The organism is Bradyrhizobium canariense (genome assembly GCF_900105125.1).
Taxonomy (GTDB): domain Bacteria; phylum Pseudomonadota; class Alphaproteobacteria; order Rhizobiales; family Xanthobacteraceae; genus Bradyrhizobium; species Bradyrhizobium canariense_A.
Window position 1 is genome coordinate 5,596,517 of sequence record NZ_LT629750.1, and the last position, 23,995, is coordinate 5,620,511.

General features: G+C 61.3%; 20 protein-coding genes. 8 read left to right on the forward strand and 12 right to left on the reverse strand.

Annotated features, from left to right (window positions below; genetic code table 11):
• Window positions 1-25: 25 nt before the first annotated feature.
• The 3 genes from BLV09_RS26555 to BLV09_RS26565 are packed head-to-tail and all read right to left on the reverse strand — an operon-like array spanning window position 26 to window position 3,231.
• Entirely contained in the window at window positions 26-1,591 is a 1,566-nt protein-coding gene (locus BLV09_RS26555; RefSeq protein ID WP_174556570.1) for an MDR family MFS transporter, read from the reverse strand.
• Window positions 1,592-1,595: 4 nt separating this feature from the next.
• A complete protein-coding gene (locus BLV09_RS26560) occupies window positions 1,596-2,756 on the reverse strand; it encodes an HlyD family secretion protein (RefSeq protein WP_146689515.1) in 1,161 nt (386 codons plus the stop codon).
• Window positions 2,749-3,231, reverse strand: coding sequence for a MarR family winged helix-turn-helix transcriptional regulator (locus BLV09_RS26565; RefSeq protein WP_146689516.1), 483 nt, complete (start codon window positions 3,229-3,231; stop codon window positions 2,749-2,751). Before BLV09_RS26565 ends, BLV09_RS26560 begins: the two co-directional genes overlap by 8 nt.
• A 168-nt stretch (window positions 3,232-3,399) precedes the next feature.
• On the opposite strand from BLV09_RS26565, the gene BLV09_RS26570 reads away from it, so the two are divergent.
• Entirely contained in the window at window positions 3,400-3,891 is a 492-nt protein-coding gene (locus BLV09_RS26570) for a Fur family transcriptional regulator (RefSeq protein WP_100385203.1), read from the forward strand.
• A gap of 52 nt (window positions 3,892-3,943) precedes the next feature.
• Window positions 3,944-4,882: a DMT family transporter gene (locus BLV09_RS26575; RefSeq protein ID WP_146689517.1), complete on the forward strand. Its 939-nt coding sequence runs from the start codon at window positions 3,944-3,946 to the stop codon at window positions 4,880-4,882.
• Window positions 4,883-4,914: 32 nt separating this feature from the next.
• On the opposite strand, the gene BLV09_RS26580 is transcribed toward BLV09_RS26575, so the two are convergent.
• From BLV09_RS26580 to BLV09_RS26590, 3 genes are all read right to left on the reverse strand, one after another.
• Complete coding sequence (locus tag BLV09_RS26580) at window positions 4,915-5,112, reverse strand: hypothetical protein (protein WP_244548825.1); 198 nt, start codon at window positions 5,110-5,112, stop codon at window positions 4,915-4,917.
• Between the two features lie 135 nt (window positions 5,113-5,247).
• Window positions 5,248-6,663, reverse strand: a complete 1,416-nt coding sequence (locus BLV09_RS26585) for an ATP-binding protein (RefSeq protein ID WP_167558889.1) — start codon at window positions 6,661-6,663, stop codon at window positions 5,248-5,250.
• A gap of 14 nt (window positions 6,664-6,677) precedes the next feature.
• Complete coding sequence (locus tag BLV09_RS26590) at window positions 6,678-7,412, reverse strand: response regulator (protein WP_197684981.1); 735 nt, start codon at window positions 7,410-7,412, stop codon at window positions 6,678-6,680.
• A 435-nt stretch (window positions 7,413-7,847) separates the two neighbouring features.
• Between BLV09_RS26590 and BLV09_RS26595 the strand changes: the two genes are divergently transcribed.
• The 3 genes from BLV09_RS26595 (at window position 7,848) to BLV09_RS26605 (ending at window position 13,725) form a co-directional block, all read left to right on the forward strand.
• Entirely contained in the window at window positions 7,848-10,214 is a 2,367-nt protein-coding gene (locus tag BLV09_RS26595) for an LPS-assembly protein LptD (RefSeq protein WP_146691309.1), read from the forward strand.
• A 1,114-nt stretch (window positions 10,215-11,328) separates the two neighbouring features.
• A complete protein-coding gene (ispG, locus tag BLV09_RS26600; RefSeq protein ID WP_146689520.1) occupies window positions 11,329-12,621 on the forward strand; it encodes a flavodoxin-dependent (E)-4-hydroxy-3-methylbut-2-enyl-diphosphate synthase in 1,293 nt (430 codons plus the stop codon).
• A 207-nt stretch (window positions 12,622-12,828) separates the two neighbouring features.
• Entirely contained in the window at window positions 12,829-13,725 is an 897-nt protein-coding gene (locus BLV09_RS26605) for a TauD/TfdA dioxygenase family protein (protein ID WP_146689521.1), read from the forward strand.
• A 21-nt stretch (window positions 13,726-13,746) separates the two neighbouring features.
• Here the strand turns inward: BLV09_RS26605 and BLV09_RS26610 are convergent, their stop codons facing one another.
• Genes BLV09_RS26610 through BLV09_RS26620 form a run of 3 tightly spaced genes read right to left on the reverse strand, consistent with a single transcriptional unit; the run spans window position 13,747 to window position 16,834 of the window.
• Complete coding sequence (locus BLV09_RS26610; protein WP_167558890.1) at window positions 13,747-14,574, reverse strand: carbohydrate ABC transporter permease; 828 nt, start codon at window positions 14,572-14,574, stop codon at window positions 13,747-13,749.
• Window positions 14,571-15,515: a carbohydrate ABC transporter permease gene (locus tag BLV09_RS26615; RefSeq protein ID WP_146689523.1), complete on the reverse strand. Its 945-nt coding sequence runs from the start codon at window positions 15,513-15,515 to the stop codon at window positions 14,571-14,573. Before BLV09_RS26615 ends, BLV09_RS26610 begins: the two co-directional genes overlap by 4 nt.
• Window positions 15,512-16,834: an ABC transporter substrate-binding protein gene (locus tag BLV09_RS26620; protein ID WP_146689524.1), complete on the reverse strand. Its 1,323-nt coding sequence runs from the start codon at window positions 16,832-16,834 to the stop codon at window positions 15,512-15,514. The genes BLV09_RS26615 and BLV09_RS26620 overlap by 4 nt, the downstream gene beginning before the upstream one ends.
• 190 nt (window positions 16,835-17,024) lie before the next feature.
• On the opposite strand from BLV09_RS26620, the gene BLV09_RS26625 reads away from it, so the two are divergent.
• Window positions 17,025-18,365: a Rieske 2Fe-2S domain-containing protein gene (locus BLV09_RS26625; RefSeq protein WP_146689525.1), complete on the forward strand. Its 1,341-nt coding sequence runs from the start codon at window positions 17,025-17,027 to the stop codon at window positions 18,363-18,365.
• Between the two features lie 147 nt (window positions 18,366-18,512).
• Here the strand turns inward: BLV09_RS26625 and BLV09_RS26630 are convergent, their stop codons facing one another.
• Both BLV09_RS26630 and BLV09_RS26635 read right to left on the reverse strand, forming a co-directional pair.
• The gene (locus tag BLV09_RS26630) at window positions 18,513-20,120 is read right to left on the reverse strand and encodes a Na+/H+ antiporter (protein ID WP_146689526.1); all 1,608 of its coding nucleotides are present in this window, start codon (window positions 20,118-20,120) and stop codon (window positions 18,513-18,515) included.
• Between the two features lie 63 nt (window positions 20,121-20,183).
• The gene (locus tag BLV09_RS26635; protein ID WP_100385214.1) at window positions 20,184-20,558 is read right to left on the reverse strand and encodes a nuclear transport factor 2 family protein; all 375 of its coding nucleotides are present in this window, start codon (window positions 20,556-20,558) and stop codon (window positions 20,184-20,186) included.
• Window positions 20,559-20,708: 150 nt separating this feature from the next.
• On the opposite strand from BLV09_RS26635, the gene BLV09_RS26640 reads away from it, so the two are divergent.
• Window positions 20,709-21,137, forward strand: a complete 429-nt coding sequence (locus BLV09_RS26640; protein ID WP_146689527.1) for a GFA family protein — start codon at window positions 20,709-20,711, stop codon at window positions 21,135-21,137.
• A 245-nt stretch (window positions 21,138-21,382) separates the two neighbouring features.
• Complete coding sequence (locus tag BLV09_RS26645) at window positions 21,383-23,191, forward strand: caspase family protein (protein ID WP_146689528.1); 1,809 nt, start codon at window positions 21,383-21,385, stop codon at window positions 23,189-23,191.
• 114 nt (window positions 23,192-23,305) lie between these two features.
• On the opposite strand, the gene BLV09_RS26650 is transcribed toward BLV09_RS26645, so the two are convergent.
• The gene (locus BLV09_RS26650) at window positions 23,306-23,992 is read right to left on the reverse strand and encodes a DUF1345 domain-containing protein (RefSeq protein WP_146689529.1); all 687 of its coding nucleotides are present in this window, start codon (window positions 23,990-23,992) and stop codon (window positions 23,306-23,308) included.
• Window positions 23,993-23,995 lie beyond the last annotated feature (3 nt).

Here is a 23,995-nt window from a genome sequence, read left to right on the forward strand (position 1 = left end):
CATACCATGACGCGGAGAACTCTTTTTAGTCGATCACCGCATGTTCGGCCGCCGCGTCAGCCGACTGGGCGCGCAACGTCGCCTTGGTCGAACCGATCATGATCGCGAGCGGGATCGATCCCAGGATGAAGAACATTACCAGCTGGTAGTCCTGCGAGAAGGCGATGATCTGAGCCTGGATGCCGACGACGGCGTCCGCCAAAGCGCGGCCGCCATCGGAATTCAGGTCGATCAGGCGGCGGACATCCGGCATCTGCAGCGCGTTGTTGAATGGGTTGATGTGCTCGGACAGGATCGCATAGATGCGGCGTCCGCCTTCGGTGAGCTGCGCGATCACCATGGAAATGCCGACCGAACTCGCGACATTACGCAACAAGGTCAGCATCGAGGTACCGTCGGTGCGCAGATGGTTGGGCAGCGTCAGGAACGCCACCGTGCTCAGCGGCACGAACACCAGTCCGAACCCGAAGCCCTGCACGATGCTGATCGTCACGATTTCGGGAACGCCGGTCTGGTCGGTCCAGCCGGTCATGTAGAACAGCGAGAGACCGGTCAGGCTCAGTCCGCTGACGATCAGCGTGCGCGCCTCGATGTAACGCATCATCCGGCCGACCAGCATCATGGCGACGAAAGTGCCGGAGCCGCGGGTCGCCAGCAGCAGGCCCGCGGTGATGATCGGATAGCCGATCACATTCTGCAAATACGGCGATGACAGCGCCATGGTCGAGTACAGCACGAGACCCATGACCGACATGAACACGCAGCCGCCGACGAAGTTCTTGTCCTTGAAGATCGCAAACTGGATGAACGGTTTCGAGGTCGTGAACGAATGCGCGAAGAAATAGTAGAAGCCAGCCGCCGCGATGATGAACTCGATGATGATTTCGTTGGACTCCAGCCAGCCCTGCTGTTCGCCGCGGTCGAGCGCGATCTGCAGGGAGCCGATGCCGACGGCGAGTGCGGCGAAGCCGAACCAGTCGAAACGCAGATCAAGATTCTTCTTGGTTTCGTCCATGAAAACCAGAAGTCCGGCCACCGTGACGATACCGAAGGGGATGTTGACGAAGAACACCCAATGCCAGGAATAGGTTTCCGTCAGCCAGGCGCCGAGCGAAGGGCCCATGATCGGGCCCATCATCACGCCCATGCCCCAGATCGACATCGCCTTGGCGCGCTCATGCAGCGCATAGGAGTCGAGCATCACCGCCTGTGACAGCGGCACCAGCGCCGCGCCGAACACGCCTTGCAGCAACCGGAATAGCACCATCTGGTTGATGTCCTGGGCCAGGCCGCACATCACCGACGCAATCGTAAAGCCACCCGAGCAAATGATGAAGATTCGCTTGCGACCAAAGCGGTTGGCGATCCAGCCGACCGGCGCCGTCATGATCGCGGCCGCGACGATATAGGAAGTCAGCACCCAGTTGATCTGGTCCTGCGACGCCGACAGGCTGCCCTGCATATAGGGCAGCGCGACGTTGGCGATGGTGGTGTCCAGCGCCTGCATGATCGTTGCCGTCATGGCGCAGATCGTCACCATGTTCCGGCGCAGGCCGGGAACGGCGATCGGTGCCGCGGCCATCGTGCTCATGGGTTTAGTCCTGGTTCGCCGCCGCCGGCGAGAAGCCGAGCAGGGCAGCGAGCGAACGGCGATGACCGGTGTCGATCGTGGTGTAGGCGCTCATCCCGGCCTTCAGCTTCCGCACATATTTGTCATGGTTGTCAAAATAGATTCGCACCGGGATGCGCTGCACGACCTTGACGAAATTGCCGGTGGCGTTCTGCGGCGGCAGGATTGCGAATTGGGCGCCGGTGCCCGGGCTCAGCGAGCCGATGGTCCCCTTGAAAACGTGATCGGGAAAGGCATCGACGTCGATGTCGACCTGCTGTCCTTCAGTGATGTGCGTGAAGTCGGATTCCTTCAAATTGGCGTCGACCCAGGGCTTCGCGGTGTCGATGACGCTGAACACCGGCGTGCCCGCGACAACGAAGCGGCCGAGCTGAATTTGATCGACCTGGGTCGCGATGCCGTCCATTGGCGCGCGCATCACGGTATGATCGAGATTGCGCTCGGCCTGGGCGAGTGCGGCCTTGGCCTGATAATAAGGCGGGAATTCTTCAAGCGGCAGATCGGCCTTGCCGAGCAATTGGGTTTTGGCAGACGAAAGCTGCTGCTGGACGAAAGCGTATTCGGCCCGCGCGGTGACCAGCGCGGTCGAGGCATTGTCGAGGTCGAGCTGCGAGCCGAAACTGCTCTTGGCAAGCGTCGACTTGCGGTCGACGTCGCGCTGCTTCAGGTCGATGGCCTGCTGCATCAGAGTGGCCATGTCGTCGTAGATCTTGATGTTGGCGACGAGGTTGTCATAGGTGGTGTGGGCCTGGGTCAGCGAGGCCTTGGCCTGCATTTCGGCCAGGCGGAACGGGATCGGATCGATCTCGAACAATTCGTCGCCCTGCTTGACGAGCTGCCCTTCCTTGACCACGACCTTTTCGATCTTGCCGGAAATATCCGGCGTGATCAGGACCTTTTGCGCGCCGACATAGGCGTCGTCGGTGGTCACGTAACGTCCGCCCGTCAGATAGAACGTCAGCCCGGCGATCACGGCGACGATCGGCAGCACGACGAGCAACAGCATGCGACGATAGCGCCGCATTCCGGCCATCAGCCGGCGGCGCGGTTCCGCGGCAACCTTCTTGCCAGGATCGGTCGGATTGCCTTTCTGTTCGGGTTTAAACTTGAGGACGGGATCAGCCATAACGTTGTTCTTTCTTTGCAGGATCGCCGGCCGGATGCTGGATCGCGTTGCGGACGTTTTCCTTGATGGTTTCCAGTTGGGCCAACAGGCGATGCGCGTCTGCCGGATTGATGCCTTCGAGCGCGGTCGCGGTGATTTCGGAGCGCAGCCCGCTCAGTTTTCCCAACAGAGGCCGTGCGGCTTTGCGCAGATAGAGCCGGTTGACGCGGCGGTCGGTCTCGTCGCCGCGGCGTTCGATCCAGCCGTTGTCGCAGAGCTTGTCGATCAGCCGGGTCAGCGTGATCGGCTGCATCTCCATCTGTTCGGCGAGTTCCGTCTGCTTCATCCCCTCGTTGCGTTCGACCTTGGCCAGCACCGCCCACTGCGCGCGGGTTATACCGTGTCGCGCAGCCTGCTTGTCGGCGTAAAGCCGCACCACGCGCTGCAATTCGCCCAGGGTAAACAGGAAGTTCATGTCCACGGAACCGCAGGCCATTGGATCTCTTCTCCGTAAGCTTCGGATATAATAAGCTAGCTTATGAATCAATCATGGCGGGTTAATGGAAGGCTGACCCGCCGGGAGCACATGGCTCGGCCACAGTTTTCCGTAAAAATGCCGGGTAAGGATTTGGGATTGGCCGTCGAAATGCTACATCATGGCGCAATGACAGCCGCCAAACCGACATTTCCGGCTCCCGATCACGATCACGACCGCTGCACCGCGGACGCGCTTCTGCATGCCGAACGGGTCTGCGAGCGGCGGGCGCAGAAATTCACCCCGATCAGGCGTCAGGTGTTGCAGGCGCTGTTGTCCAGCCACCGGCCGCTCGGCGCCTATGAGGTGATCGACGAACTCGCCAAATCGATGCCGCGGCCGGCGCCGATCACGGTCTATCGTGCGCTCGATTTCCTGATGGGCAACGGGCTCGTGCATCGTATTGAAAGCCGCAATGCCTATCTCGCCTGCGCGCACGACCATGACGCCGCCGCGATGGTGGCGTTTCTGATCTGCGAGCGCTGTGGTTCGGTCGGTGAAATTCCTGCCGCTCCAGTGGCCCAAAGCCTCAATACGGCGGCGCGCGCGACCGGTTTTACGCCGACATTGTCCGTGGTCGAGATCACCGGCACCTGCGCGCACTGCCAGAAGGCGTCGTAACCAGATATTAACCGACAACAACAACGCGGCGCCAAGCCGGCACTGGGGAGAAATGTCGCCAAATCAAGTCATGCCATCGGCCGGGCGCCCGCTCAGCCCGGTTGCCGTCGCGCTGATGCTCATGCTGTGTCTGAGCTGGGGCTTCAACCAGATCGCGGTCAAGCTGGCGCTGCCGGACATCCCGCCGATGCTGCAGGCGACCATCCGCTCCGCGGGCGCGTTGCCGGTGCTGCTGCTGATCGCCTGGCTGCGCGGCGTCAAGATGTTTGAGCGCGACGGCACGCTGGTCGCTGGTCTGTTCGCGGGCGTGCTGTTCGGCTTCGAATTCGTGCTGATTTATCGCGGTCTGTTGCTGACATCGGCCTCGCGCGCGGTGGTGTTTCTCTATACCGCGCCGTTTTTCGTGGCGCTGGGTTCCTATCAATATCTCGGCGAGCGGCTTCGCCCATCGCAATGGGGCGGGCTGGCGTTGAGTTTTGCCGGGGTGGCGCTGGCGATCGGCGTTCCCCAGGCCGATGTCGACGCCAATGTGCTGCTAGGCGATCTGATGATCATCGGCGGCGGCGCGCTGTGGGCGGCGACCACGGTGGTCGCGAAGGGCACCGCGCTGCGCTTCGCACCCCCGGAAAAGGTCCTGGGCTACCAGGTGGCGGTATCGATCCCGATTCTGACCTTCGCGGCGTGGATATCAGGTGAAAGCCTGGCCCGGATTCCCGGCCCGCTGGCGTTGTCGCTGCTGGCCTATCAGGCGATTTGGGTGGTTGGGTTAACGTTTCTGCTCTGGTTTGGGCTGGTGCAGACCTATTCCGCCAGTAAATTGTCGGCTTTTACCTTCATCACCCCTTTGTTTGGCGTCGTGGCTAGCTATTTCATTATGCACGATACGTTGACCTTGGCATTCGGCGCCGCGGCCCTGCTTGTGATTGCGGGGCTTTATCTCGTGAACAAGCCGGATCCGAAAATTGCGCCCGATCCGAATGTTCTGGCGTGACCCGTGTTCGCGCGGCGAGCAGATAAGTTCTTTCACATCGAGCCATAACGCGTCGCACTTCTGACCGCGTCATCGATCTTACCGGCCAACTGGTCTTCACCTATCTGATGGAGATCGGTTGCCAACGACGGTGCCTGTCCGGCGCTGATCGAGAGCGGCTGGTCGGCGTCATGGCTGAACTTGATGCGCCAGATCCCGCCGCGATTTCGATGGGGCTCGATCAGCACCATTGTCGTCGGCTCGATTAAATCTCTCAGGAGCATCAAAACCTCTCGCGTCGCTTTAATGTGGGCGGTGCGACGTTTGACGCGCCAAGTCGATTAAATGCACTGTCGCCGTAATCCCGTAGTTCCCGGATTGAGGCTCTACTTGCGGCTGGATCTGGCAGAGCCCTTGGACACGGCCTCGGTGGGCAATTCGACGCGGACGCTTAGTCCACCACTGCCGCGGTTGGCAAGCGTAACGTCCCCGCCATGTTCACGCGCGACCGTTCGCGCAATGCTCAAGCCCAGGCCGACGCCTGCCTTGGCCGGATCGCGCGCCGGCTCCTGCCTGTAGAACGGCGCAAAAACCTTTTCATGCTCGTCTGGCGGGATTCCCGGCCCGTCATCATCGACGACGATCATGACGCGCTCAATATCGTGAACGATCTTTATGCGCGCGCTTCCTCCATATTTGACGGCATTGTCAACAAGGTTCGCAACGGCTCGACGAACAAGACTCGGTCGGCACGAAACGTCGATGCCACGCTGCCCTGTATAGGCGACCTTGTCTCCGGAATCCCCAGCATCTTCGCAAACATCGCCAACAAGAATACCGAGATCCACGAGCGTTCTCGGCTCCTGGCGAACGTCGTCGCGCGCAAAAGCCAGCGTGGATTCGATCATGGCATTCATGGAATCCAGATCATCAAACATCTTGTGCTGTTGCTCACCATCGCCAACCAATTCGGCGCGCAAGCGCAGTCGCGCCAGCGGTGCCCTCAAGTCATGCGAGATCGCGGCTAGCATCTGGGTCCGATCTTCCAAGAAACGCTGCAACCTATGCTGCATGCGGTTCACCGCCTGAATGGTCGAACGCAATTCCTGCGGTCCACGCACGGCGAGCGGCGGCGCCGTCAAATCGAGGCCGAGCCGTTCGGCCGCACCCGCAAATTCCCTGATTGGGGCGACTATCCGACGCGCCATCCAGATTGAGACCAGTGCGGAGACGATGGCAACCGAAATCAAGAACAAGATCAGCCCGTTGCCGTTGCCCAAGAGATCATAGGGAATGGTGAAGGTGAGCCGCCGTCCATCCTGCAAGGCAGCCTCCACCACAGCCCTGCCAGTATGCCCGTCGTTATTCGCCGGCAGATTATGGGCGCTGACCAATACCGGCGGCGATAGCGTTTCCAGTTGGATTTGGACGAGCTGGCGAAGCCTGTCCGTGTAGTCATCCTGACTGCCCGCGGCGTCGGGACGCGCCGGCGCATCGAGGACAACCTGCATTTCAGGGTCTGCAATCGTCGCGGCGACCCTCTGCTGTTCAGATCGAGGAGAGGACGCCACCGAACGGATGATCACGGCGATTTTGCCGGAAAGCATCATCGGATTGCGCCGAGGATTGATGATACTGAAGCTGGATCTGGAGACGATAATGTGAGTGCGTGCACCATTCTCTCCGCTGCCCTTTCCGTAACCGTAATAGTCAAGGCCCACGCTAAGGCCGATCAGCATCAGCAGCGCAAGAATGATGGCAAAAATGATTGCGATCGCGATCCTCGCCGCGATGCTGTTCAATTTCGACAGCATCGTCATGATGCCGGCACCACGACGACGTTCGCGGCCAGAATATAGCCACCGCTGCGAACCGTCTTGATCAGCGTCGGGTCCTTCGGGTCAGGCTCGATCTTGCGGCGGAGCCGGCTGACCTGAACATCAATGCTTCGGTCAAAAGCGTTCGCGGAACGTCCACGCGACAGATCGAGCAACTGGTCGCGCGTCATCACCCGCAGCGGCCGTTCCGCCAGCGCCAGCAGCAGATCGAATTCACCGGCCCGCAGCGAGACCAGGGCGTTGGTCGGTGAAAAAAGCTGGCGCTGGGCCACATTGAGACGCCAGCCGTCAAATTCCAGCACACGGTTTTTTTCGAGCGGAGCGCCGGTCTCCGGCGCTCCGGCTCGGCGCAGCACGGCGCGAATGCGGGCGAGCAGTTCGCGCGGATTGGCCACCTTCGGCAGATAATCATCCGCGCCCATCTCCAGCCCGATGATCCGATCGACCTCGTCACCCATCGCCGTCAGCATGATGATCGGCAACGTGCTGGTGGAGCGGAGGCGCCGGCACAACACCAGGCCGTCGTCTCCCGGCAGCATGAGGTCGAGGACCACGAGGTTAATGCGTGCGGTCTCCAAAATGGCCGCCATCGCGGTCCCGTTGTGAGCGACTGAAACGCGGTAGCCCTGCCGGGTCAGGAATTTCGACAGCAGCGCGCAGAGTTCCTTGTCATCGTCAACAATCAGGATGTGCGAAGTACCGTTCACGTTCATGACGCCAGCTTTCTCCTTCCTGAAGCCGATAGCGGGATCGGAAAACCACGTAACTGCTTACCCGACTTCGTCCGATGGCGTATCGGTTTTAAGGTCAGATTTGTAACCTTGTGTAACCTCCGGCGCGGGGTGAAACAGTCTGCAACAATGCGCGCCTCCATGAAATCACCCGGACATCAAAGCCTGAGGCCTCCGCGTTAATAACGCGGCCCTGATCCCGTGGGACGCCTGATCTGCGGGCCCCCTTCAGGATTGCTGATCATATGACGGCCGGATGTGGAAGTGGTGAGATCGTTATCCAGGTTATGGATCGCGTGCCGGCGTCTGCATGATCGGCTGATCGCTCACTTCCCGATCGCGGCGGCACGGCTTTGCCCCCGTCAACGCGCTTCGCGAGCTACCCTGGCGTTGCTCGTCGCGATCGGTCTTGGGCTGATGGCCGGCACCATGCTCCGTATCGGGGTGGTGACGCCGGCTTCGGCGCAAGGCTTCACCTACAACGCGATCCCTGCCCGGCCGAAACCGCCGAGGACCGCCAGCGACGGGCAGATGCTGGTCCAGGCGGTCGAGGTCGACTACGACTACAACAACTCGCGCGTGTCGGCGGTCGGCAACGTGCAGATGTTCTACAACGGGACAAGCGTCGAGGCCGACAAGGTCATCTACGACCAGAAGACCAAGCGGCTTCACGCCGAAGGCAATGTCCGCATGACCGATGCGGACGGCAAAATCACCTACGCCAATATTATGGATCTGAGCGACGACTACCGCGATGGTTTCGTCGATTCGTTGCGGGCCGATACGGCCGACCACACGCGAATGGCGGCAACGCGCGCCGATCGCAGCAGCGGCAACTACACGGTGTTCCAGAACGGCGTCTACACGGCCTGCGAACCTTGCAAGGACGATCCGAAGAAGCCGCCGCTGTGGCAGGTCAAGGGCGCGCGCATCATTCACGATCAAAACGAGAAGATGCTCTACTTCGAGAACGCCCAACTGGAGTTCTTCGGCGTTCCGATGGCGTATATGCCATATTTCTCCACGCCCGATCCGACCGTGAAGCGCAAGACCGGTTTCTTGATGCCTGCCGCTATGTGGGATTCGACATACGGATATGGTGTCGAAGCTCCGTTCTATTGGGCGATTGCGCCGAACTACGACGCGACCTTCACCCCCCGTTTCACATCCAAGCAGGGCGTGTTGTTGCAGGCCGAATTCCGTCAGCGGCTGATGAACGGCTCGTATCAAATACGCGCCTATGGCATCGACCAGACCGATCCGAACGCCTTCGTCGGCCAGCCCGGCGACCACCAATTCCGTGGCGGTGTCGAAACCAAGGGCCAATTCGCGCTCAATGATAAATGGGTATGGGGCTTCGACGGCGTCCTGCTCTCCGACTACATGTTAATGTCGGATTATGGGCTGGCCCAATACAAGGACCCGCTGGGCTCGTTCCTGAACCTGCCGACCGATGCCATTTCGCAGTTGTACCTGACCGGCGTGGGCAATCGCAGCTACTTCGACGCGCGTACGATCTACTATCTCAGCTTCTCGGGCCTTCAGAACCAGGTGCCCGTCGTCGCGCCGGTGATCGACTATTCGAACGTGATCAACCATTCGGTCCTGGGTGGCGAGGTCAGCTACAAGACGAACTTTACCAGCCTAACCCGCGAAACTGCGGCTTTCGATCCGACCAACGCCGCGGCCCTTGCCAACGGCACCTGCCTGCCAACCACAGCCGATGCGGCGAGGAATATAACGCCCACCAACTGTCTGCTGCGGGGCATGCCTGGAACCTATACGCGTTTGACGGGTGAAGCGGATTGGCGTCGGTCGTTCACCGATTCCTGGGGTGAGATCTGGACGCCGTTCGCCAGCATCCGCGCCGATGCGATCAATACTTCGGTGGCGAACCAGCCGGGCGTTTCGAACTTCCTTCCGACCGGCGACACCGACGCCCTGCGAGTGATGCCGACGGTCGGCCTCGAATACCGCTACCCCTTCATCAACGTTCAGCCGTGGGGCACCACGACACTCGAACCGATTGCGCAGGTCATTATTCGTCCCAATGAATCCTATGCGGGTAAGCTTCCCAACGAAGACTCGCAAAGCATGACCTTCGACACCAGCAATCTGTTCAGCGTCGACAAGTTCTCGGGCTACGATCGCGTGGAAGGCGGCGGTCGAGCCAATGCCGGCGTGCAGGCAACCACGCAATTTGACCATGGCGGCACCGTCACGGTGGTGTTCGGCCAATCCTACCAATTGTTCGGTCTGAATTCCTTTGCAGTGGCCGACGTCAACAATACCGCGATAGACTCCGGCTTGGACAAGCCGGTGTCGGATTATGTCACCAGCCTGAGCTATTCGCCCAACAGGACCTATACTTTCAGCACACACGCGCGACTTGACGAGGCCACCGGGAGCATCGAACGTTTCGAGGCCGAAGGCCGCGCCAATTTCGACCGCTTTTCGGTCAGTATGCTATATGGCGACTATGCGCCGCAGCCGGAATTGGGATACCTGACGCGCCGCGAAGGCCTTCTCGGAACCGGTTCGCTCAAGTTAGCGGCGAACTGGGTGGTGACCGGGTCGGCCCGATGGGATCTGGTCGCGAATCAGATCAACCAATATGTCATCGGCACCGGCTATGTGGACGATTGTTTTGTGCTGGGCCTCAACTACATTACGTCCCTTACCTATGCCGTGGGATCAACGCCGCCGCAGGTCAATCAAGCGATCATGTTGCAGCTTGGTCTAAGGACCATCGGCACCGCATCCTTCTCTGAGAATGTTCCTTAACCTAGCCATAGTGCAGCGCCCGTCGAAATAGCGCGACGACAAACAGTGAGGGCGCGATGCATCCCGCCTCACGGGAAGATGTCGGCCTTTTCCATGAGCAGACATCGGCTCTCGCGGCCACAGTGTTACCTCGCCGCCGGTCTGACGCGTACAGGCTCCAGATAAGCTTGGCGCGTCTCGGTCGGTAGCGACGGATTCCTGGCCCGCTTGCCCATCGAGCCGTCGCGAAGGGGAAGAGATCGATCAGCGCCATTGCGCAGATTTTCTGCAGCGCCTTCAACGTGATTTGCCTGGTCCAGTCTCGTTTGCAAAAACATATTGCTGTCCGCCTGACTCAAATCATCTCTACAAACTGCGCTGTCCCGTCCCTCAGAGGGGCGTTGGCCATCGTCACGAACGTTGGGATGGGATGCGGTAGACGCGGCAGCGTCGTCGCGCGAGGGGGATCGCAGGGCGGGTCTTTGATCCGTGAGCGATCAACGCGCGTGGACGAGCGGCGCAGGCGCGGACGGCAAAACCGTGTGGTCCTGGCACCCGTTGCTGGTGCTAAATCGGCGGAGGTTGGCTCGGCCCAACCGGGCGCGGACTAAATCCTGATCCGCCGGTGACGGTGACAAGACGAATTCGTCGCCGGGGAGAGCACGGCATAAGCCGTTAAAACCATCGCGTGCGGGAATGCCGGGTGTTCCGGTGCGACCGTGGTGATTAACTCGTGTGTTTTCTACCTTTACACACGAGGCTGCGGGTGCAGTGGGCACCCGGCATTCCCCACGCCCTCGCTTTCACGGGCGAACGATCCTGCAAGACTCGGGCGGAACCCGCTGCGAGACCGCGAAGGTGTGTTTGCAAACGAAACGCCCTGCTTCAGGACGTGGTGCTCCCGACAACGTGATACCGCTGACGAAAAGGCAGCGTTCGATTTGGTACTTGCCCTTTCAATCCAGTAATTCCTGTCCAATATAGCGGTCAGGGATAGCCCGGCCGTTGGCCGTGGATCCGGCTGAGGTGATGTAAGTCACTGAACAAAAAGAGAAAAATTGTCGCCTCCGTGAGGCGCGACCCGCTTTCTTCGCCCCCTTGGTGAATGTCACCAAAACCTGATATTTGAGAGCCCATGAACAAGATCGAAAAGCCACCGCAAGACGATGTCGCCGGCCCCAGCGCGCGGCATAAAACCACCCAGGTCATGGTCGGCAATGTCGCCGTGGGCGGCGGCGCGCCGATTGTCGTGCAGTCGATGACCAACACCGACACGGCCGATATCGACGGCACGGTAGCGCAGATCGCGGCACTGGCCCGCGCGGGTTCGGAATTGGTGCGCATCACGGTTGACCGCGATGAAGCTGCGGCCGCGGTGCCGCATATCCGTGACGGCCTGCGCAAGCGTGGCATCACCACGCCCTTGATCGGCGATTTCCATTATATCGGCCACAAGCTGCTGACGGATTATCCGGCCTGCGCCGAGGCGCTCGACAAATACCGCATCAATCCCGGCAATGTCGGCTTCAAGAACAAGCGCGACACGCAATTTGCCGACATCATCGAGATCGCGAACAAGAACGACAAGCCGGTGCGCATCGGCGCCAACTGGGGCTCGCTCGATCAGGAATTGCTGACCAAGCTGATGGACGAGAACACGGCCTCGCCGAATCCGCGCGATGCACGCGCGGTGACCCGCGAAGCCATGGTGCAGTCGGCGCTGTTGTCCGCCGCCCGGGCCCAAGAGCTCGGCATGCCGAAAAACAAGATGATCCTGTCGGCCAAGGTCTCGGCCGTGCAGGATCTGATCGCGGTCTATCAGGACCTCGCCGCGCGTTCGGACTACGCGATCCATCTCGGTCTCACCGAAGCCGGCATGGGATCGAAGGGCATCGTGGCGTCGTCGGCCGCGCTCGGCATCCTGTTGCAGGACGGCATTGGCGACACCATCCGGATTTCACTGACCCCCGAGCCCGGCGGCGATCGCACGCTCGAGGTCCAGGTCGCGCAGGAATTGCTGCAGACCATGGGCTTCCGCACCTTCGTGCCGCTGGTTGCGGCATGCCCGGGCTGCGGTCGCACCACCTCGACCACGTTCCAGGAATTGGCGCGCAGCATCCAGGATTTCATCCGTGACGAGATGCCGGGCTGGAAAACGCTGTATCCCGGCGTCGAGGAACTCAACGTCGCGGTGATGGGCTGCATCGTCAACGGCCCCGGCGAATCCAAGCACGCCAATATCGGCATCTCGCTGCCCGGCACCGGCGAAGCGCCGGCCGCGCCCGTGTTCGTCGACGGCAAGAAATTCCGCACCTTGCGCGGTCCGGGCATTGCCGCCGACTTCAAGGCGCTGGTGATCGATTATATCGACCAGCGCTATGGCGCTGCCAGCAAGACGCCCGCAGCGGCGGTGACGGCGGCGGAGTAAGCTTTCTCCATCTGTCGTTCCCGCGAAAGCGGGAACCCATAACCGCAGGTCTCCGTGGTTATGCTGGGCGGTGGCTCCAGTTTCCCCAACAGCATACTCTTGTGGTTATGAGTCCCGGCGTGCGCCGGGACGACAAAACGGCTGGATTGCGCTTCGCGTGGCGCAGGCTACGATGCTCTCAATCAACAAGGATTGGGAGAACCGTTCATGAGCTCGCTGTCCGGCAAGCAGGGACCCCGCTATCGGCATCAGACCGATGACGCCGAGCCTTATGAGACCATCGCGGTCGAAAAGCTGACTCCGATCATTGGCGCCGAGATATCGGGCGTCGATATTGGCAGACTGGTTTCGGACGATGCGCGTTCGAACCGCCAGATGAACGAGATCCATCGCGCGCTGGCCGAAAATCTCGTGATCTTCTTTCGCGACCAGCACATCACGCCGCAGCAACACCTCGCTTTCGGCCGCCAGTTCGGCGAGCTACATATCCATCCCGCTGCCCCGCATGAGGGCGATGATCCCGCGTTGATGAAGATTTATGCCGACAAGGATTCGCCGCGCGCCAATGGCGAGGGCTGGCACACCGATGTGTCCTGCGACGTCGAGCCGCCGATGGGCTCGATCCTCTACATCCGGCAGTGCCCGCCGCGGGGTGGCGACACGCTGTTTGCCAACATGTATGCGGCTTACGAGGCGCTGTCGGACCGGATGAAGGCCTATCTCGATGGGCTCACCGCGCTGCATGACGGGGAATCGACCTATCGCGGGCTTTACGCCAATTATGGCGTCGCCGACCGGCCGGCCTATCCCAGCGCCGAACATCCTGTCGTGCGCACCCATCCGGTGACGGGCAAGAAGGCGCTCTACGTCAACAGAGGTTTCACCCGCCACATCATCGGTATACCCAGAGACGAGAGCGACGCCATGCTGGCCTATCTTTATCAGCATGCCGAGAACCCGCTGTTCCAGTGCCGTTTCCGCTGGACCGAAAACGCCATTGCGTTCTGGGACAATCGCTGCGCCCAGCATCGCGCAATGTGGGACTACTGGCCGCACACCCGCGCCGGCACCCGCGTCACCGTGAAGGGCGAGCGGCCGGTATGAAAACGTTCGATATGAGACTGTTCAGCCGCCCTTGACCGCGCCGGCGGTCAGTCCGGCCACGATCTGGCGTTGCGCGAAAATGGTCAACAGCAGCACGGGCAGTGTGACGATCAGCGCTGCCGCTGCGAGCGGTCCCCAGCTCAGCTGGTCGAACGAGATCATGTTGTAGACCGCGACCGGAAGCGTGCGCGTCTCGCGTCCAGCGAGCACGATGCCAAAGACAAAGTTGTTCCAGGAGAAGATCACGGCGAGGATGAAGGCGACCGCGATGCCCGGCCGCGCGATCGGCAGGGCGACGTAGCGGAATATCTGCCAGCGATTGGCGCCGTCGATCAGGGCGGACTCCTCCAGCTCCATCGGCGTCGTCTCGAAATAGCCGATCATGATCCAGATCACGATCGGCACGGTGACGACCAGATGGATGATGATCTGTGGCCACAGCGTGCCGAGCAGGCCGAGCCACTGGAACAGAAGAAACAATGGAATGAGATAGGACAGGCCGGGCGTGATGCGGGCGATCAGGATCACGATCGCGGCCTTGTGCGCCCGCATGCGCGCCATACCGTAGCCGGCGGGCACGCCGACCAGCAGCGCAAAGGAGGTCGCAGCGCCCGTGACGATCAGGCTGTTCATGAAGTAAGTCGAGAATCGGTTGGAAGCCAGCACCGCGGCGTAGTTGCCCCAGTTGAAATGCTCGGGGATGAAGATCGGCGGATACGACGCGTTGTCGACCTCGAACTTTACCGACAATGACAGCATCCAGAGGAAAAACAGCACCGCCGGTGACACGATGACCAGGAGCGCGAAGGCGAGACCGGCCCGGCCGAGCAACCGCCGCAACGGAGTCATGTGCTGCCTCCGGTGTCGTTCCAATGCGTCGTTTGGCGCAGGCGAAGCAGGGCACCCGCGAGGGCGACGATGAGCGCAAAGAACACCACGACGATCGCGGATGCGTAGCCGACGTCGTAGTAAACGAAGGCGACACTGTAGAGGTAGAGATTGATGGTTTCGGAGGCGGTTCCGGGACCGCCCTGCGTAATGGCGAAGATGATGTCGAAACTTTTTACCGCATCGATCATGCGGATCATGCCTGCGATGAACAGGAACGGCATGATCAGCGGCAGCGAGATGTAGCGGAACGTTTGCCAGCGGGTTGCGCCGTCGATCTGCGCGCTCTCGTAAGGCTCAGCCGGGATCGCGGCCAGACCGCCGAGCACGATCAGCATCACCAGCGGCGTCCATTGCCACGTCTCGACCAGCACCAGTGAGGGGATCACGGTCGCCGGGTGAAACACCCAGAGCTGCGGCGGCAGGCCAATGAGCGACAACAGGTAGTTCAGAATGCCCAATTGCGGGTGGAACATCATCGTCCAGACCAGCGCGATGGCGACCGGGGTCGCCATCATCGGCAGAATGAACAGGCCGCGCAGGAAGCCGCGCATCGGAAATTTGGCGTGAAACACCACTGCGGAGAGCGTGCCGAGCACGAGCGGAAACGCCACCGACAGCGCGGTGTAGATCAGCGTGTGTTCGATCGATTCGACGAAACGCGTATCGCTCGGCAGCCGGATGTAATTGGCGAGGCCGACGAAGGTCGGCGGCGAGCCGACCTTCCATTCGTGCAGGCTCATCCAGATCGTGTAGGCCCATGGGAAGATGATGACGCCGAGAACGACCGTCAGCGCGGGGGCGATGAACGGCCAATAAGACGGCGCCTCCCACCCGCGCAGGTCGTGTGCCTCGGCCTCCGATCGAGCCGGGGCCCGTGCTGCCGCGCTTGCCTCGCTCACGCCTTTTCGCTGCGCTCCAGGATCGGCCGAAACTGATCGTTCGCTTTCTTCAGCTCAGTAGCCGGGTCAGCTCCCGACAGGGTTGCGGTCAGTGCCGAGCCGACGATGTCGCGGAATTCCGCGACCGGAACAATGACGGGAAGACCGAGCTTGCTGATCTTGGCCGAGGCGACCACCGCGTCCAGCCATTCCTGGGTCTTGACGCCCTTGCGCACGGTCTCGTCATTGAGGATCGAATTGCGGAACGGAACGCCGCCGCCGCTTTGCAGCAGCCGCGCGCCCATGGTCTTGGAAACCGCCCATTGGCAGTAGAGATAGGCGGCCTCCTTTTTGGTGCTGGCCTGCGCAATGCCGATGCCGTCGCCATAGGTGGATGAATATTGCCCCTTGGGTCCGGCCGGCACCAGCGCATAGCCGATCTTGCCGACGACGCGAGAGGCGTTGGGATCCTCGATCGGCGGCGCCCAGCCGTCGGCGTCGATCCACATCGCCGCCCGCCCCTGTGTCAGCGAAGCCATCGACTCCATCCAGTTGAAGCCGGCGACACCCGGAGGCGCCGACTTCATCAGGCGCTGATACATTTTGGTGGCTTCGATTGCCTCGGGTCCATCGGTGAGGATGTTGCCCTTGTCGTCGAGAAATTCGCCGCCATAGTTGAGGAAGAAATTGGTCCACAGCGCCATGTTGGCGTTGCGCAGGCCGCGGCCGGTGAAGCCGTAAATGCCGTTGGCGGGATCGTTGAGTTTCTCGGCGGCGGCGAGCATCTCATCGAAGGTCTTGGGCAGCTCGACGCCCTTCTTGGCGAACAGCTCCTTGTTCCAGTACAGAATAAAGTAGTCGACGGACCAGGGAAGTGAATGCATCTCACCCTTGTCGTTCTGAGCGAATTTCAGGCCGCCGGCTGAAAAATCGTTCACCGTCAGGTCGGGCGTGGTCATGGCGGGATCGTTCATGAAGCCGGTCAGGTCCGCGAGCCAGCCGGCCTTGTCGAATTGCCGCTTCTGCACGTGATAGCTGAGGTGAATGACGTCGAAGCTCGGCTTGCCGGAGGTAAGTTCGATCACCGCCTTCTGGCGCTGCTGCTGTTCCGGAATGATTTCCGATTCGACCTTGATGCCGGTGAGACCGGTGAATTCGGAGGCATGTTTCTGCAGCAGTTCGCCGCGCGGCCCTTTGACCAGGTTCGCCTCGAGCGTGGTACCGGCGTATTTTTTCCACTGCACGTCGGCCGCGTAGCTACGCGATCCCGTCAGGCCGAACAGGCCGGCTGCGGCCGTACTGGCAAGAACGGTGCGGCGAGAAACGAGGTTCTTCGTCATTTTCGCTCCCTGGGGGTCGTATTATTTTGACGGAACACTAGCACCTGCGAGATTTCTCACAACCCAATCGTGATGGCACCCAGCGACGCATGTGGGCTGGAAGGGCACTCGGCGCGCAACATGCGTTGACGGGCGCTTTGCGCTGCGCCAAGCTTGGGCAAAAGCAAAAGAAAACCCCGGAGGAACGGCTATGCTCCGCGCAGAAGACAATAAATTCCTGACCGAAAGCAGCGCGGGCACGCCCATGGGCGAGTTGCTGCGCCGGTTCTGGATGCCGGTCTTGCTGTCAGAGGAATTGCCGGAAGCCGACGGGCCGCCGAAGAAGATCGTCGTGATGGGCGAGGAGTTGCTGGCGTTTCGCGACTCCCGCGGCGTGGTCGGCGTCATCGATCAATATTGTCCGCACCGCGGCGCCAATCTCTGGCTCGGCCGCAACGAGGAATGCGGCATCCGCTGCGTCTACCATGGCTGGAAATTCGATACCGACGGCCGCTGCGTCGACATGCCGACATCGTATCCCGATCTCAACGCGAAAGACCTGATCCGCATCAAATCCTATCCGGTGCGCGAATGGGGCGACATGATCTGGGCCTATATGGGACCGGCAGACGCGGTTCCCGAATTGCCCGCGCTGGAAATGGCGCTGGTGCCGGCCTCGCACCGCTACGTCACCAAGAAATGGCAGGACTGCAATTGGGTGCAGGCGCTGGAAGGCTCGATCGACACCGCGCATTTCACCTTCGCGCATCTCTCCTTCGAAAAGGAAGAGAGCGAAATCCTCGACATCAAGAAGCACTTCGTCAATCCGCTGACGCGGGTCGCGACCGACCACATGCGCTGGATCGCCGAAGACCCGCGTCCGGTGATCAAGATCAGTCCGCACGCGGCCGGCCTGACGGTCGCCGGCGGGCGGCTCACCGGAACTGACGACATCTACTGGCGCATCGCCCAGTTCCTGATGCCGGTTCATGCCTATGCGCCGAGTTCGATGCCCGGCGAGAATATTTTCGGCCAGAGCTTTGTTCCGGTGACCGATACCAATTGCTGGATCTACACCTATGCGTGGAATCCGGAGCGTCCGCTGACGCTCGCCGAGCGCGACGGTTACAACCGTGGTAACGGCGTGATGTCGGTGGTCGATGAGAATTACGTGCCCTTGCGCAACAAGGGCAACGACTATCTGATCGATCGCAAATTGCAGAAGACCAACAGCTATACTGGTATCAAGGGCGTGTCCGAACAGGACGCGGCCGTGCAGGACAGCCAGGGCCCGATTGCCGATCGCACCCGCGAACATCTCGGTCCGACCGATCTGGGCATCCTGCATTTCCGCAAACTGGTGATGGATGCGGCCCGCGCGCTGCAGCGGGGCGAGACGCCGCCGCATCTCAAACATCAGGACCGCTACACCGTGCGTTCCGGCGCCTGCGTGACCAGCAAAGCCAAGGATCTGCCCGCGGTCATGCTTGAGCGCTTTGGCGATGAGGCGGGCTATGTCGGGCGGCCCGACCGGAACGCCGCGGCGGAGTAATAATCTCCGTCATTGCGAGCCAACGGGTCGCGCGAATGCGCGCCCGATGACAGGCTCCGCGAAGCAATCCAGATTTGTGGCCGGCGGGCTCTGGATTGCTTCGTCGCTTTGCTCCTCGCAATGATGAAGGCGAGGGCCGCGCCACTCTCACCATGGCATCTTCCGGTATTCGCGGTTGGCGAGGCTGGCTTCCTCGAGATCGAGATCGCGCTCGATATGGCGCCGGGTTTCGTCGGTGATCTTGCCGTCGCGCAACAGGATGTGGATGAACTTTCGCTCCGACGCGATCAGTTCGCGCGTTAAGTCTATTCCCGCAGCCGAGACATCGTCCGCTTGGGGATCAAGCGAGTCCGGCAGTTGGTTGATGCGGGTCTCGTGGCGTGCGCGCAAAAGCTTGACCACTTCATCTGATAATTCGTGGTCATCGGTAATGGCGTCGAGCGAGGCAAGCGCTGCTCCGAGCGCCTCGCGCCGTGCCGCAATCTCCGCCTGAAGCTCCGCCACATGTTCGTCACGCCCGGCTTGCGCAACGCCGAGCCAGCGGGCCATCGGCGGCAGGCCAAGTCCGAGGCCAACCAGGGTGATGAAGATGACGCCGAAGCTGACGAACAGGATCAGGTCGCGGTAGGGAAAGGCCTCGCCATCCGGAAGCGCAAATGGCAGCGCAAGTGCTGCCGCCAGCGAGACCGCGCCGCGCACGCCGGTGAAGGCAATGATGAACGTCGCTTGCCATCGCGGATAAGGATCACGTTCGCGCAGGCGCTTGTTCAACATCCGCGGCAAATAGGTCGCTGGGAAAACCCAGGCGAAGCGCGCGATGATGACGATGACGGCGACCAGCGCCGTCGCGAACAGGATGTCGTCGAGCGGGAACGCCTTCGATTTTTCGAACAGCAGACGCATCTGGAAGCCCGTCAGCAGGAACAGGAGGCCTTCGATCAGATAGATCACCAAGTCCCAGAAGAAGATGCCCTGCAGGCGCGTCGCAGCCGAGATCAGCAGCGGCCCGTTCCAGCTCATGTAAAGCCCGCAGGCAACGGTGGCGATCACGCCGGAACCGCCGAAATGCTCGGGCACCCAATAGGCGATGTAAGGCGTGATCAGCGACAGCGTGATTTCGATCTGCGGATCGCGGGCGCGATGGCGCGCCCTGAGGCTGAGCCAGCCGACGGCGGCGCCGAAAAGCAGCTCGCAGATGATAATGGCGACGAAGGCGCCGCTCGCTTTCGGCAGTGAAAAAGCGCCGGTTGAAATCGCCACCACCGCAAAGCGATACAGGATCAGCGCCGTGGCGTCGTTCGCGAGTCCCTCGCCCTCAAGGATGACGAGGATTCGGCGCGGCAGCCCGAGCTTGCGGGCGATCGCGAGCGGGGCGACCACATCCGGCGGCGCGACAATGGCGCCGAGCAGGAAACCGACATTCCACGGCAGCCCGATCAGATAATGCGTCGCGGCGGCGACCGCGAAGGCGCTGAAAATCACGCAGCCGACCGCCAGCAGGATGATGGGGCGCAAATTGGATTTGAATTCGCGCCAGCTCATGGCAACGCTGGCCGAATAGATCAGCGGCGGCAACACCACCAGCAGTACCAGTTCCGGCGGCAGTTCCAGCGACGGCATGCCCGGCACGAAGGCCAGCACGATGCCGGTCAGCAGCAGCAGGATCGCCGGCGCGACGTTGATGCGCCGTGCCAGCAGCGCGGTGCCCGCCAGCGCCGCAAGCAAGATCAGGAATATCTGGAACGTAGCTTCCACGGTCTTTGAAGTCCTCCGCCCCTCAATTCACCCGGAAGCCCGGCGCGGTCAATGGAGCGGTCCTTACTCGCGCATATCGTAGCGGTACGATTTCGAGACGATTTTCCAGCCATCGTTAAGTTTCATCGCCACCAGATAGTCGGTGAAGTAGCGCGGCGGCAGCTGGCAGCGGACCTTGATGAAAGCTGTGGATTCATCCGAGCGGTCGATGGTCACGATAAAATCCTCGCGCGGCTTGCCTTCGGCCTTGGCGGACGGCCGCTTGCGCACGCGATCCAGCCAGTCCGGCACCGTGAGGACCTGCAGTTCGCCCTTTTCCAGCCAACGCAGGTCGGCCGTGGGATGGAAGATCGTAGCCAATTTGTCGGCATTGCCTTCGTACAGGCCGTCGAAATATTGTTTGACCACGGCTTCAACGGTGGAACGGTCGTCACTCACGTGCTGTCCTCGCTCAACTGATTGGATTTCATCCGGTTCGAATTAAGCCATGAATTGGCGGTTTGCGCTACGACCAGATCCATCGCCATGGAGAAGCCCATGACAGGTTCTCAAACATGACAGGTTCTCAAAAGTGGCAGGTCCTGAAAAATGACAGGTCTTGAAAAGACTGGAGGCCGCATCCTGGCCGGAAAATGCCTGTGCGGCGCGGTCCATTATGCTGTCGCAGACCAGTTCGCGTATGCGTTGAATTGCCACTGCTCGAACTGCCGCCGCGCGACGGGTTCAGCGTTCAAACCATTCGCCGGCATCCAGCGCGAAAAGCTTGTGGTGACCAAAGGCGAGGGCGATCTCATGGTCTTTGGCGATAGATACGGCCATGACGCGCACTGCAGGACATGCGGCTCGCTACTCTATTCGGTGGTCCGGGACGGCGCCTGGGTCCATGTCACCATGGGGACGCTGGTCGACGATCCCTCCATCCGGCCGAAGGCGCACATCTTCGTCGGTTCCAAGGCGCGATGGTTCGCCATCACCGACGATCTGCGGCAATACCAGGAGCACGTCACGGCGGATTGAGAGCCCAGGTGTTTTCCAGACCCCTGCGGCTCCGACGGCCTTCGAGCTTGAGCGCGAAAAACGCGGTCCGCAATTCTCGAACCGGCAGCCAGCTGACGTTACTAAAGGGAAGGGTTTCACGATCCTTCTGGCTTTTGCCACGGCCACTACGAACTGTCCGGGTTCGTGATCCGGCTCACAAAGGCTTCGGGGGCTTCTGATAGGGTGGCCGACGCTGCAACGGCCGCAATTTTTGGGGCGTGACAATGAATTTGCTCGAATCACTGGGATTGCGCCGATTTTTCCTCGCCGCGGCCCTGCTGTTGGTGTGCCAGCCGGCTTGGGCGGAGAAACGCGTGGCGCTGGTGATCGGCAATTCCGCCTATCAAAACGTGGCGCCGCTGCCAAATCCGGTCAACGATGGCACGGTCATCGCGGCAACCCTGAAGGATGCCGGTTTCGATGTCGTCGATTTCCGCCACGATCTTCCGGCGGCCGAAACGCGCCGTGCACTGCGCGATTTCGCCGACCGCGCCAGCGATGCTGATATCGCGGTGGTCTATTATGCCGGCCATGGCATCGAGGTCGACGGCAATAATTATCTGATCCCGGTGGATGCCAAGCTGGAACGGGACACCGACGTTTATGACGAAGCCTTGTCGCTCGACCGCGTGCTGCTGGCGATCGAGCCCGCCAAGCAGTTGCGGCTGGTGATTCTCGACGCCTGCCGCGACAATCCATTTGCGAAGAAGATGAAACGGACCCTGGCGTCGCGCGCGATCGGGCAAGGCCTTGCCAAGATCGAGCCGACAAGTCCGAACATGCTGATCGCCTACTCCGCCAAGGCCGGCTCGACGGCATTGGATGGCGACGGCAACAACAGCCCGTTCACGGTCGCGCTGGCAAAGCACCTGACGACGCCGGGGCTGGACGTGCGCCGGGCGTTCGGGTTTGTCCGTGACGATGTGCTGAAGAACACCAGCAATCGGCAGGAGCCGTTTGTCTATGGGTCGCTCGGCGGTGACGACGTGCCGCTGGTGCCGGCCAAGGCGGTGGTTGCCGAGCCCGCGCCCAACCCTCAGGCCGAGGCCCGCAAGGACTATGAACTGGCGCTGCAGATCGGCAACATGGACGCGTTGAACGCCTTCCTTGCGCAATATCCCGACGGCTTCTACGCCAGCCTCGCCAGGATCCAGCTCGCCAAAATTGCCGCCGAAGACGCCCGGGTCGCGGCGACCGAAAAGGCGCGGCTGGCCGAGCAGGAGCGGGCGCGGCTGGCCGCCGAGGGCACGCAAACCGCGCAGCAATTGAAGGCCGCGGAAGCGGACGCAAAGGTGGCCGAACAGGCTCGCATTGCTGCCGAAAAAGCCAAGCAGGCTGCGCTCGATCAAGCCGCTGCCGCCGAACGCAAACGGGCCGCGGTCGAGACCTCCGCAACAGGTCCGGCTTCGGACCACAAGGCGATTGCCGACAATGCGGTCGCAAACAACGCCGCTCCTTCATCGGCAACCGAAAAAGCCAAGCAGACCAACGTCGCTTCGCTGAACGCCGGAGTGCCGACCGCCGAGGTCGCAAAATCCGTGCAGATCGAGCTGCGCCGCGTCGGCTGCCTTACCGGTGCAGCCGATGGCGAATGGAATACGGCGTCACAGCGCTCGCTGGCGCTGTTCAACCGGCATGCCGGCACCAAGCTCGACGTCAAAACTGCAAGCCTCGATACGCTCGATGCGATCAAGCAGAAATCGTCGCGGGTTTGTCCGCTGGTTTGCGAAAACGGCTTCAAGGCCGATGGCGATCATTGCAGCAGAATCGCGTGCGGCGACGGCTCGTTCCTCAATGACGACAATGAATGCGAGAAGCGCCGCGCCAAGGCGACCGTCCAGCGCAACGATAATAATCGTTCGAGCCGGCGCGCGCGCCAGGAGCGTCCGGGTAGTGCGGATCGCGTCGCGCCTGGCTTCGACGCCGGCTATGGCGCCCCGCCGCCGCGGCAACAGGCACGGCCGCTCACCGGTGACGAACGGGTGTGGGGTTGCAATTCGAACCAGGCCATCATGTCGGGAAGGTGTCCGTAACCGCAGCCGCGCGGCATCGAACACTCCGGATCCCAACTCAGTTCAATATCGACGGCAGCGAGTCTCGGTCTTGATCCAAGACCGCGACGACGGACATGGATTTCAGGCGCTTTGCTAGATCGCACTCGCGGCGATGTTCACCATCAACGCGACCAAAGCGGTATTGAAAATAAACGAGACGATGCCGTGCGCCGTTGCGGTACGGCGGATGATCTTGTCGGTGATGCCGACGTCGGAGACCTGCGCTGTCATGCCGATCACAAACGAGAAATACACGAAGTCCCAGTAATCGGCGTTTTCGTGGGTGTCGCCGCTGGGAAACTGCAAGCCGCCGGGCTTGGCGCGGCGGTAGAATTCATGGGCGTAATGCAGCGCGAAAATAGTATGTACCGTGGCCCATGACAGCGCGATCGTCGCGGTCGCCAGCGCCAGTTCCGGCACGCTGTGGTGCGATGCGCCGAGCTCGAATACGATCGCGGCGATGCTGGCGAACGCGCCCAGCGCGGTCACCAGCAGGATCAAAAAGCGGCCGTCGTCCTGCAGCACCGCGTTGCGCTTGATATGCGCCAGCCCGCTGCGAAACATCATCGTGTACACCAGCAGCAAATAGACCACGGTGAAGACATCCCAGCCGATCAACGCGCGCGTCTCCGCCCGCAGCGAGGTCGGCAGCACAAAGAAAGCCACGACGCCAATCGCGACCGCGAGGAACGTGCGCGGGCGCCCGTAAACCACGCGGACCGGCCTCGACATCTTTCGGAAGCGAACAAGGAAGGCGTCGTCGGTGTCTTTGCCCGCCATTGG